Annotated in this window: 13 protein-coding genes and 1 other annotated feature; all 13 genes read left to right on the forward strand. The window is 35.3% G+C overall.

All coding sequences use genetic code 11. The features are described from left to right. The first annotated feature begins 155 nt into the window (after positions 1-155). Positions 156-394: a binding site (T-box leader), on the forward strand. Between the two features lie 51 nt (positions 395-445). The 13 genes from asnS (at position 446) to CN514_RS18310 (ending at position 12,145) form a co-directional block, all read left to right on the forward strand. Then, complete coding sequence (gene asnS, locus CN514_RS18250) at positions 446-1,837, forward strand: asparagine--tRNA ligase (RefSeq protein ID WP_098233822.1); 1,392 nt, start codon at positions 446-448, stop codon at positions 1,835-1,837. 180 nt (positions 1,838-2,017) lie between these two features. Further along, positions 2,018-2,272, forward strand: coding sequence for a YqkE family protein (locus CN514_RS18255; protein WP_098233823.1), 255 nt, complete (start codon positions 2,018-2,020; stop codon positions 2,270-2,272). A 267-nt stretch (positions 2,273-2,539) separates the two neighbouring features. Continuing rightward, the gene (locus CN514_RS18260; RefSeq protein ID WP_098233824.1) at positions 2,540-4,039 is read left to right on the forward strand and encodes a 4-hydroxyphenylacetate 3-hydroxylase family protein; all 1,500 of its coding nucleotides are present in this window, start codon (positions 2,540-2,542) and stop codon (positions 4,037-4,039) included. Positions 4,040-4,097: 58 nt separating this feature from the next. Continuing rightward, a complete protein-coding gene (locus CN514_RS18265; RefSeq protein WP_098233825.1) occupies positions 4,098-4,844 on the forward strand; it encodes an IclR family transcriptional regulator in 747 nt (248 codons plus the stop codon). Positions 4,845-4,895: 51 nt separating this feature from the next. Continuing rightward, complete coding sequence (locus CN514_RS18270; protein ID WP_098233826.1) at positions 4,896-5,435, forward strand: 3-hydroxyanthranilate 3,4-dioxygenase; 540 nt, start codon at positions 4,896-4,898, stop codon at positions 5,433-5,435. Then, positions 5,420-6,457 (forward strand): amidohydrolase family protein, encoded by a 1,038-nt coding sequence (locus tag CN514_RS18275; RefSeq protein ID WP_176525963.1) that lies wholly within the window; start codon positions 5,420-5,422, stop codon positions 6,455-6,457. The genes CN514_RS18270 and CN514_RS18275 overlap by 16 nt, the downstream gene beginning before the upstream one ends. After that, positions 6,426-6,887 carry a RidA family protein gene (locus tag CN514_RS18280; protein WP_069033372.1) on the forward strand — a complete coding sequence of 154 codons (462 nt, stop codon included), beginning with the start codon at positions 6,426-6,428 and terminating at the stop codon, positions 6,885-6,887. Before CN514_RS18275 ends, CN514_RS18280 begins: the two co-directional genes overlap by 32 nt. Positions 6,888-6,943: 56 nt before the next feature. After that, positions 6,944-8,416: an aldehyde dehydrogenase gene (locus CN514_RS18285; protein WP_098233827.1), complete on the forward strand. Its 1,473-nt coding sequence runs from the start codon at positions 6,944-6,946 to the stop codon at positions 8,414-8,416. A 24-nt stretch (positions 8,417-8,440) separates the two neighbouring features. After that, entirely contained in the window at positions 8,441-9,223 is a 783-nt protein-coding gene (locus CN514_RS18290; protein ID WP_098233828.1) for a 2-keto-4-pentenoate hydratase, read from the forward strand. Positions 9,224-9,237: 14 nt separating this feature from the next. Beyond that, a complete protein-coding gene (locus CN514_RS18295; protein ID WP_098233829.1) occupies positions 9,238-10,119 on the forward strand; it encodes an acetaldehyde dehydrogenase (acetylating) in 882 nt (293 codons plus the stop codon). Positions 10,120-10,149: 30 nt separating this feature from the next. Then, positions 10,150-11,169, forward strand: coding sequence for a 4-hydroxy-2-oxovalerate aldolase (gene dmpG / locus CN514_RS18300; RefSeq protein ID WP_098233830.1), 1,020 nt, complete (start codon positions 10,150-10,152; stop codon positions 11,167-11,169). Positions 11,170-11,185: 16 nt separating this feature from the next. Next, complete coding sequence (locus tag CN514_RS18305; protein ID WP_098233831.1) at positions 11,186-11,956, forward strand: 2-keto-4-pentenoate hydratase; 771 nt, start codon at positions 11,186-11,188, stop codon at positions 11,954-11,956. A gap of 6 nt (positions 11,957-11,962) precedes the next feature. Further along, on the forward strand, positions 11,963-12,145 hold the full coding sequence (locus CN514_RS18310; RefSeq protein WP_098233832.1) for a tautomerase family protein: 183 nt from the start codon (positions 11,963-11,965) through the stop codon (positions 12,143-12,145). Positions 12,146-12,187: the final 42 nt, after the last annotated feature.

Consider the following 12,187-nt stretch of genomic DNA (forward strand, 5'->3'; position numbering starts at 1 on the left):
TTCATGAGGAAGTAAAAAGGGAAAAGATGTAGTTTGGTTACTCATAATGTGATCAATGAGTAAGATTCCAATGAATATATTTTGGTGGACAACTAGACAAGAGATTATAATTTATGATAAATTATACAAGAAAAATTCCTTTAAAAACTACATATTTTAAATCGATGAAAAGGAAAGTAGTTTTTGCTATATTCGATAGCGAGCTAGGGACGGTGGAAGCCTAGTGATGAAGCATGAATGAAGAACACCTTTGAGTTCTAACCGAACGGGATCTCTTAAGTAGGCTTAGACGTTACCAGCACGTTATTAACTGGGATAAGCAGTGTTAGCTTTAAAGTTGGTCATATTATGACAATTTGGGTGGTACCGCGGAAGTTAGTCTTTCGTCCCTTTTATAGGGATAGAAGGCTTTTTTTATTGGAAAATTAACATAAGGAGGCTAATTATGATAAAGACTGTAGTAAAAGATTTATACAGAAATCAAGAAAATTTTAAAGACAAAACCGTTCAAATTTCAGGATGGATTCGTACCCTTCGTGATTCTAAAACAATTGGTTTTATGGAGTTAAACGACGGTACATTCTTTAAGAGTGTACAAATAGTATTTGAGGACAATCTTGATAATTTCAAAGAAATTACGAAGTTACCGATTAGCTCTACTGTTTTAATAGAAGGTGAGTTTATTCCAACTCCGGAAATGAAACAACCTTTTGAAATTAAAGCGACAAAAATTGTGATTGAAGGATTATCAGATACAGATTATCCATTACAAAAAAAGAGACATTCTCTTGAATATTTAAGAACAATTGCACATTTACGTCCAAGAACGAATGCATACTCAGCGGTTTTCAGAGTAAGATCACTTGCATCATATGCCATTCATAAATTCTTCCAAGAAAAAGGATATGTATATGTACATACACCGATTATTACTGGAAGTGACACAGAAGGCGCAGGAGAGATGTTCCGTGTGACAACAATGGATCTGAACCAACTTCCAAAAGCTGAAGGCGGAAAAGTGGATGACGGCGCGGATTTCTTCGGCAAAGAAACTAACTTAACTGTAAGTGGCCAATTAAATGGTGAAGCTTATGCCCTTGCTTTCCGTAATGTGTATACATTTGGTCCGACTTTTAGAGCGGAAAATTCAAATACTGCACGACATGCCGCAGAATTCTGGATGATTGAGCCGGAAGTTGCTTTTGCAGAACTACCAGATATCATGGATCTTGGTGAGGACATGGTTAAGTTTGTAATTAATTATGTATTTGAACAAGCACCTGAAGAAATGGAATTCTTTAATAGCTTTATTGATAAAACTCTTATTGAAAGATTAAAGAATGCATTAGAATCTGACTTTGGTAGAGTTACTTATACTGAAGCTGTTGAATTATTACAGAACTCTGGTAAAAAGTTTGACTACCCAGTTGAATGGGGAACAGATTTGCAAACTGAACATGAACGTTACTTAAGTGAGGAAATTTATAAGCGTCCTGTATACGTAACTGACTATCCGAAAGAAATTAAAGCATTTTATATGAGAGCGAATGAGGATGGCAAGACAGTTGCTGCGACAGACTTATTAGTTCCTGGTATTGGCGAATTAATCGGAGGAAGTCAACGTGAAGAAAGAGAAGACGTCCTTGTAGAGCGAATCAAAGAACTTGGTATGAATGAAGAAGATTATTGGTGGTATTTGGAGCTTAGAAAATACGGCGGTACAAAACATTCTGGTTATGGAATTGGATTTGAACGACTTGTTATGTATTTAACAGGAATGAAAAACATCCGTGATGTAATACCATTCCCACGTACACCAGGAAATGCAGATTTTTAAATATAAAAATGAACAATAGGATGCTGCGGCATCCTATTGTTTTTATGAAGAACCAAAAGAATCTGAGATTTAGCATTTGAAAAAAGAGAAATGGTAGTTTTATAATATAAGCAAAGATGAAATACTTCTCTTTCTACTATAAATTAATGATAAAATAATGGAAATGGAAGGTGATATAAAATGAAAAAAAGAAAACCACAGCAGCCTGTAAAACCGGCGTACGAACAGAAAGAAAAAATATCATTAGGATCATTAATGAATGAAGAAATTCTTCAAAAATTAAAAAATACAAAAAAACAATTGCAAGAAAATGAAACAAAGCTAAAAGAGGAAGAAGAAGCACGTATTCGTGAAGAAAAGAAATTACGTGAGAAAAATAAATCATTCGAAGAGTTACTTAACGAGAGTAATATCTCTTGGAAGGACTTTAAATAAGACGCTAATGGCGTCTTATTTTTTTTGCACGTGTAAAAAATTAATTTAATCATTTTTTTATAAGGAATTTCACATTATGAAATTTTTTGATTGTTCAAAATTTTATAATTTTTTATAGTGAAATTAAGTTAAATAAAAGGTAGTAGGTGGTGTAAATAATTTAAGATAGTGAAATTGAACTTTTTGAAAGCGCTTTAAAAAATTTCCGAATTCGATTTAAAAAACAAATGTTAAAAAAATTACATATCGGAGTGGAGGAATTATTAAATGGGTATTCGTACAGGAGCGCAATATATTGATGGACTAAGATCTAGAAAGCCAGAGGTATGGCTAGGTGGAGAAAAGGTAGAGGATATCGTCAACCATCCAGTTTTCAAACAACCGATTCTAGAGATTGCAAAATTATATGATATGCAGTTCGATCCAGCTTATCAAGACAAAATCACACATATTTGTGAAGAAACTGGTGAGCGAATTTCTAATGCATTTTTAGTGCCTAAGTCATCTGAAGATATTAAAAAGCGTGGAGATTTGTTTGAAGCATATGCAAAGTCAACATTTGGTTTAATGGGAAGAACACCAGATTTCTTGAACATTGTCTTAACTTCAATGGCAAGTAATTCATGGTTTTTAGATAAATATAATCCAGAGTGGTCAAAAAATGTTCAAAATTATTTCAAATTTGTTCGTGATAACGATATCTTCTTAACGCACGCAATTATTAACCCACAAAATGATCGCAGCAAACCATCTTATGAACAAAAAGATTTATTTACTCATTTAGGTGCTGTTGAAGAAACGGTTGATGGATTAGTTGTTAGAGGGGCTAAAATGCTTGCAACATTAGCACCGATTACAGATGAAGTCATTATTTATTCATTCCCTGGATTCCACGAAGGTGATGAGCGATATGCTTTAGCATTTGCACTTCCGATTGACACGCCGGGATTAAAGATTTTATGTAGAGAGCAAATGCAAGATGGTAAAAGATCATTTTTTGATCATCCATTAGCATCTAGATTCGAAGAAATGGATGCTGTCCTTGTATTTGAAGATGTGTTAATTCCTTGGAATCGCGTATTTATTCATAATAATGTTGAAGCTGCAAATAATCTATATCCAAAAACAGGTATTGCACAACAGCCTGCTCACCAGTCTGGCGTAAGAGGCTACGTAAAATTAGCTTTTGCAGTAGAGGTAGCATGTAGGTTAGCTGATTCAATTGGAGTAGATGTTTATTTAAATGTCCAAAATGAATTAGGTGAACTACTACAATCAGTTGAAACAATTCGTGCTTTACTTCGAGTTTCCGAAATAGAGTATGAGACATTACCTTCAGGCGAAGTAAGACCGGCATGGGAACCACTTGAGACGATTCGTGGCTTGCTTCCAACTATGTACCCAAGAGCAATTGAAGTAATTCAAACAATTGGTGCAGGTGGCTTATTAATGTCACCAACAGAAGCAGACTTTGAACATCCTGAACTAAGAGATGCTATGGATAAGTACTATGTTGGACGTGAAGGCGTATCCTCTTTAGACCGAGTTCAATTATTCAAACTCGCATGGGATTTATGTGGAGAAGCTTTTGGACAAAGAGCACTTCAATACGAAAGATATTATACTGGTGATCCAATTCGAAAAAGAGCAATTTACTATAACCAAATGAAACGTAAGAAAACGTTTAGTATGGTGGACGATGCATTAAACGGAGCAAAAAACTTAAAAGGAGTATCGACTAATCTAGCGAATTCTAAAGTTAACTGATTAATTTTAGAAAGCAGGGATTTTATGAAATTTTTAGCATCAAAGAGGAGGGGATCTAATGATCTCTTCAGTTCAAAAGATTTCTAGAATATTAGATTGCTTTACAGAAGAAGAACCAGTCCTAGGAAATTTAGAAATAGCTGAAAAGTTAAATATGAATGCAAGCTCGGTCCATCATTTAGTTCGAACTCTTTGTGCTGAAGGGATTTTAATTCAGGATAGTAAGAAAAAGTATCGACTTGGTTGGAAGCTGCTTGAATGGAGTAATCACGTTATGTATCAACAAGATATCTATAGCGAAGCGATTCCATTATTAGAAAATCTACTAAAAAATTATGATAGTACCGTTCATATCGGCATGTTTGATAAAGGGGACGTAAGATTTGTTTTAAAAGTTTCCTCTAAACATTCGATACCTGTTCCAACATTTATAGGTGCTAAACGGCCTGCATATTGTACGAGTACCGGTAAAATTCTACTATCATATAATCCAGCATACTTAAAAACAACGATTGAAAAAGGCTTTAAAGCTTATACAACAAATACAATTACGACTATTGATGCATTAAAAAAAGAAATGACTGCGATTAAAGAGAATGGCTATAGCATTAGCAATAATGAAAATGATCTAGGATTATTCGGAATTGCGGCTCCAATTCAAACATATACTGGTCAAACTTTTGCAGCGTTAAATATGGTTGGACCAGTTTCGTATATGATGAGCCAGGACATTGGCCGAATGATTCAGGATGTTGTGAAAACTGCTAAAACAGTCTCAAATCAGCTTGGTTATATTAATGCATAATGATAGCGCTTACTTAAGTTTAAATAAAATGAATTAATTGGAGGATTAGAGATGAATCTTAAAAGTCGTGTTTTTAATATTTTCAAATTGATTGAGGATAATAAAGAGCTATTAAAACCACCAGTTAATAATAAAGTTATTTGGGAAGATTCAGAGTATGCTGCAATGATTATTGGAGGACCAAATAAACGTAGAGACTTCCATATCGATCCAGCAGATGAATTTTTCTTTCAAATTAAAGGCAATTGCTATGTTGAGTGTATTACACCGGATGGTAAGCGTGAAGTTGTAACAGTTGGAGAAGGTGAAATTTTTATGCTTCCTTCTTTTGTTCCACATTCACCTCATAGAGTAAAAGATTCATATGGAATTGTGCTTGAACGAAAAAGAGCAGAAGGTGAATTAGAAAGCTTTGTTTGGTTCTGTGATGAGTGTAATGAAGAAATGCATAAAAAGACAGTTCAATTAACGGATATTGGTACGCAAGTAAAAGAAGCGATTGAACAATTCAATGCTAGCCTTGAATTAAGAACATGTAAAAACTGTGGTCACGTCATGAAAGAGGAAGCGGATGAATGGGTATGCGTATAGACTTTCATACACACATAATTCCAGAGGATTTACCGGATTTTTTTGAAAAATACGGTCATGAAAGATGGCCAATTTTACAACCAACATGTTCATGCGGTGCCAATATTATGGTTGCTGGAAAAGTATTTAGGGAAGTAACTGATCAAGTTTGGAGTCCTGAAAAGAGAATTGAGGACATGAAGAATGAAGATGTAACAATGCAAGTGCTCTCGCCAATTCCTGTTACCTTTTCGTATTGGGCACCAGCTCCAGCTGCATTGGAAATGGCTCAAATTCAAAATGATTTCATTGCAAATACAGTTAAAAAGAATCCTTCAAAGTTTATTGGATTAGGGACAGTACCAATGCAGAACGCTGAAATAGCTATTAGGGAAATGGATCGCTGTATTCATACACTTGGATTAAGTGGACTGGAAATTGGTACAAATGTAAATGGAACAAATCTAGACAGTGATGAGTTTAGTCCATTTTTTGAGATGGCTGAAAAATGGAATGTCCCATTGTTCATTCATCCGTGGGAAACATTAGCGAAGGATCGTACACCCGATCATAACTTTATGTACACGGTTGGAATGCCGAGTGAAACAGCTTTAGCTGCTGCTAGCTTAACTTTTGGTGGAGTGATTGAAAAATATCCAAAATTAAAGATTTGTTTTGCACATGGCGGTGGTTCATTCCCATTTATTCTGCCTAGATTAGATCAAGGATGGAAGGTATGGCCGCATTTGCGCAAAACTGCCTATCCACCAAGTCATTATGTAAGTAATTTCTATTTTGATTCTCTTCACTATGATCCTATTAATATTCAATTTTTAATTAACCGATTTGGCTATGACAAAATTGTGATGGGCTCGGATTATCCTTTCTTATTAAGAGAAACGCCACCTGGAAGAGTCATCAATCAAATGGATATTAATAAAGAAATGAAAGAAGCGATTTTAGGAAAAAATGCTCTGAAATTTTTAAATATTAAGGAGGCTGATTTACTTCATGGAAAACAAAGTATTGACTCCAGAAGATAGATTAATAAGTTTAGGTTATGCACTTAAACCGATAAGACCGGCTTCAGGTAATTATGTAAAGTCTGTTCGTACAGGTAATCTACTATTTACATCTGGTCAAGGTGTAGATGAATATCATGGCAAAGTTGGACGAGAGTTAACGCTCGAGGAAGGATATGCTGCCTCCAGGGAGTCAATGTTAAATTTAATTAGTGTATTAAAGTACGAATTAGGTGAACTTTCAAAAGTAAAACGAATTGTAAAAATATTAGGTTTCGTAAATAGTACAGAAGATTTCTATGATCATCCGAAAGTGATGAATGGAGCTTCTGACCTTTTAGTAGAAGTGTTTGGTGAAAGAGGAAAACATGCTAGATCAGCTGTTGGGATGGCACAGCTTCCACATAATACAGCGATCGAAATTGAAATGGTTGTAGAAATAGAGGATTGAAAAATTTGGTGACACTCGTGTCACCTTTTATTCTATTAGAATGGTAGGTGCCTATTATGCAAGTTACAGAGAAGAAAAATAAAACATTACCGATTGATTGTAAGCATTTTATTGATGGACGATCTATTCCTTCTTTTAATCAAAAAACATTTTTAAATATTAATCCTGCGACTGAAGAAGTATTAGGTTCTGTTTCTGAAGGTGGCGAGTTAGAAATTGATCTAGCAGTAAAAGCAGCAAAACGAGCGCTAAAAGGTGAGTGGAAACAATTTACTAGCAATCAAAGAGCGGCAGTATTAAGAAAAATCGGCGACGGAATATTAGCTCGAAAAGAAGAATTAGCGGCGTTAGAGGCAATGGATACTGGAAAGCCATATGATCTTGCTTTAGAAGTTGATATTACTAGATCGGCTCACAATTTTTATTTTTTCGCTGATTATATTACAACGTTAAGCTCTGAGTCTCATATGCAAGATCAAACTGCCTTACATTATACATATCGTAGGCCTGTAGGTGTAGTCGGAATGATTAACCCATGGAATCTCCCTTTATTACTATTAACATGGAAGCTTGCACCTTGTTTAGCGGCTGGCAATACAGCAGTTATGAAGCCCGCAGAATGGACACCAATGACAGCTACAGTTTTAGCTGAAATTTGTAAAGATGCAGGCGTACCTGACGGAGTTGTGAATGTTGTACACGGATTTGGTGCAAATGCGGCAGGTTCAGCTTTAACAGAACACAGAGATGTTGATGCCATCACATTTACTGGTGAAACAAAAACAGGCTCAGCAATTATGAAGGCGGCAGCTCCAACGTTAAAAAAATTATCATTTGAGCTTGGTGGAAAAAATCCAAATATTATCTTTGCTGATTCTGATTTAGACGAAGTGATTGAAACAACTTTAAAATCATCTTTTATGAATCAGGGAGAAGTTTGTTTATGTGGATCTAGAATTTATGTTCAGAGATCAATCTTTGATGAATTTATTGATAAATTTGTCGCAAAAACAAGGGAATTAAAAATTGGCGATCCGTTTGAAGAAGGTACAAAAGTTGGTGCGGTCATTAGTAAAGAACATTACGAAAAAGTATTATCTTATATCGAGATTGCAAAAGAAGAAGGCGGAACTATTTTAACGGGTGGCAGTAGACCAGCATCAATTGAAAAAGGATGCTTTATCACACCGACAATCATTACTGGGCTAAGTCGTGATTCTAGATGTGTAAGAGAAGAAATATTTGGTCCAGTCGTAACAGTTATGCCTTTTGATTCGGAAGAAGAAGTGATTGAATGGGCAAATGACACTCATTATGGTTTAGGAGCTACAATTTGGACAAATGATTTACGCAGAGCCCACCGTGTTGCACATCAAATTGAGGCTGGAATTATTTGGGTAAACACTTGGTATTTAAGAGATTTACGTACACCATTTGGAGGTATGAAGCAAAGCGGTTTAGGTCGTGAAGGTGGAATTCATAGCTTTGAGTTTTATAGTGAATTATCGAATATTACGATTAAATTATAAGAATAAAAAGGGGGTCTAAAGAAAATGAAGATTACTAGTGTAGACGAGCTAACGATTCTGCTGCAAGAAGCAGAAGAGAGTGGAGTTAGTATAAAAGCTTTAACTGAGATTTTCCCTGGATTAACTGAAAGGGAAGCCTATCAAATTCAATTAACGAATGTCGAAGAAAAATTGAAAAAAGGGCAAAAAATCATCGGTAAAAAAATTGGATTAACTTCGATTGCGATGCAGGAGTTATTAGGAGTAGATGAACCAGATTACGGTCATTTACTAACAGATATGAATATTCCTAATTTCGGTGAAGTTCAGGTTGCCAATATGATTTTACCAAAAGTAGAAGCTGAAATTGCATTTGTCTTAAAAAAGGATTTAATCGGTCCAAATATTACATTTGAGGATGTAGTGAATGCAACAGATTATATTGTGCCTGCATTAGAGGTAGTTGATAGTAGAATCGAAAATTGGAAAATTCGATTAGAGGATACAGTTGCCGATAACGCATCATCATGCTTATTTGTTCTTGGCAATGAACGTTTCGATGTAAAGGATATTGACTTACCGAATGTAACGATGGAATTATATCGTAATGAAGAATTAATGAATTCAGGCAAGGGAGAAGCAGTGTTAGGAAACCCAATACATTGTGTAGCATGGTTAGCCAATAAATTAAGTGAATTTGGAATCTCGCTAAATGCAGGAGAAATTATATTATCAGGAGCTTTATCAGCTGCAATTAATGCAAATGCTGGGGACTTATTTACTGCGAAGTTTCCTTTATTAGGTGACGTCTCGATTTCATTTAAATAAATGAGGTGGTAATTATGAATAAATTAAAAGTCGGAATCATTGGTTCGGGGAATATTGGAACAGATTTAATGATGAAATTACAGAATAATCCATTTCTAGAATTAACAACGATGATCGGTATTGATCCAGAATCTGATGGATTAAACCGTGCGAAGGAATTAGGAATTGAAGTAATCGATAATGGTATTCAAGGATTCATTGAACGAAAAGAACTGGCTGATTTATTGTTTGATGCAACTTCCGCAAAAGCTCATTTTCATCATGCAGAAGTACTTGGTGAATTAAAGAAGCGAGTGATCGATTTAACGCCAGCGGCAATTGGGCCATTTGTCGTACCACCTGTAAATTTAGGTTCTCATATAGTCGAAAGCAATGTCAATTTAATAACATGTGGTGGGCAAGCAACAATCCCTATCGTTCATGCGGTAGGTCAAATTGCAGAAGTTGAGTACGCAGAAATCGTTGCAACAATTAGCTCAAGAAGTGCCGGTCCTGGTACGCGTGCTAATATCGATGAGTTTACTGTAACAACGGCTCGAGGACTTGAGGAAATTGGTGGAGCTAAAAAAGGAAAAGCAATCATTATTTTAAATCCAGCAGAACCACCAATTATGATGAGAGATACAGTTTATTGCAAAGTTACGAATGAAGATTTTAACCATGAAAGCATGATTCATTCCGTTAAGCAAATGGTGAAAAAAGTTCAAGCGTATGTGCCAGGATACCGTTTAAGAATGGATCCAATCATAGATGGTTCAACTGTAACTGTTTATTTAGAAGTTCAAGGATCAGGGGACTACTTACCTAGCTATGCTGGAAACTTAGATATTATGACTGCATCAGCAGTAAAAGTAGCAGAAGAGATTGCACAATATGAAGTTGTAAAAACTGTTTAAAAAAGTGCCTAAAGAAAGTGAGGGAGTGCAATGTTTGGAAAAGAAGTCATTGTAACTGAAGTAGCACTTCGAGATGGAAGTCATGCAATTGCCCATTCGTATACAGTTGATCAAGTTGTTCGAATTGCGAAGGCTCTTGATGATGCAAAAATGCCTTTTATTGAAGTATCACATGGAGATGGTTTAGGTGGTTCTTCACTACAATATGGTTTATCGACAACAAATGAATTTGAATTGATCGAAGCAGCGGTTAATTCATGTAATCATTCAAAGATTGCTGTCTTACTATTACCTGGTATTGGAACAGTAAAAGAATTAAAAACGGCAGCAAAAATCGGAGCAAAAATGGCTCGTATAGCTACCCACGTTACTGAAGCTGATGTTTCAAAACAACATATTTCTATGTCTAAAGAGCTTGGATTAGAAACTGTCGGATTTTTAATGATGTCCCATATGGCACCAGTTGAAAAATTAGTAGAACAAGCCAAATTGATGGAAAGTTATGGTGCGGACGTCGTCTATATGGTTGACTCTGCAGGAGCATTTCTTCCACATGAAGTAAAAGAACGTATTGCTGCATTACGAGGTTCTCTTGATATTGAAGTTGGCTTCCATGCACATAATAATCTTTCCCTAGCGATGGCAAATACACTAGTAGCAATTGAAGAAGGAGCTACTAGAATTGATGGAAGTGTACGCTGCTTAGGTGCTGGCGCAGGAAATACACAAACTGAAGTGTTAATTGGTGTATTAGAACGATTAGGAATTAAGACAGGAATTGATTTCTATAAAATGATGGACTTAGCAGAGGAGATCGTTGCACCAATTCTTAAAACACCACAAGAGATTACAAAAGGTAGTCTAATTTTAGGCTATGCAGGAGTGTATTCTAGTTTTCTATTACATGCCAATCGAGCAGCTAAAAAATGGAATGTTGATGCAAGAGATATCTTAATTGAATTAGGAAAACAAAAAGTAGTCGGTGGGCAAGAGGATATGATTCAAGAAGTTGCTTGTATGTTAGCAAATAAAAAATTGTCTGTTTTTTGAAAAGGAGCCGAGTTTTATGATAACTGAAATCGCAAATAAAATATATATGCACCAAAAAAACGGTCTTGAAATGGATAAAATTACAATTGAACATCCAGAATTAAACGTTCATAATGCTTATGAAATACAAAAATTAAGTATTGATCATGCGATTAAAAATGGTGATCCATTAATTGGTTGGAAAATGGGACTAACAAGTATTGCTAAACAAAAATCTGTTAACGTTGATGAGCCGATTTATGGACGCTTAACAAAATCGATGGAATTAGAAGAAAATGAATTAAAGATGGAAGGTTCAATCCATCCGAGGGTTGAGCCAGAAATCGCATTTATGATTAACAAGCCATTATTTGGACAGGATGTAACAGCAAAAGATGTATGGGAAGCAACCGAGTATATTGTACCTGCATTAGAAGTAATCGATAGTCGATATAAAAATTTCTCATTTACACTGACAGATGTTGTAGCAGATAATGCATCTTCATCAAAATTTATCATTGGTAAACAGCAATATTCACCTACATATACTTCTTGGGATGAAATTAAAGTTGAATTATATAAAAATGGGGTTAAAGTACAAAGTGGTATAAGTTCTGATGTACTAGATCATCCAGTAAAATCTGTCGTAAAGTTAGTGCAGATGCTAAGTAAAAACGGTGAACAAATTGAGCCAGGGATGATTATCTTAACGGGTGGTATTACAGAAGCGATTCATGTTGAAGAGGGCGATATTGTAGAAGCACGTTTTGATGGAATCGAGACAATGAAACTACAAGTAACGAGGTAATAAACTATGCCAATCATTCAAATTCAATTGATTGAGGGTAGAAGTTCAGAATTAAAAAAGCAGCTAATGAGAGAAATTAATGAAGTTGTTTGTCGTACATTGGACGTTCAGCCAGCACAGGTAAGAATTTTAATAAACGAATTTGAAAAAGAAAATTGGTCCATTGGTGGAGTTGCAAAGGATGAGTAAAAAAAGTCCCTTTTTTAAGGGGCTTTCAGACTGTAGACAAAC

This window comes from Bacillus sp. AFS001701, assembly GCF_002559405.1.
Lineage (GTDB): Bacteria > Bacillota > Bacilli > Bacillales > Bacillaceae_G > Gottfriedia.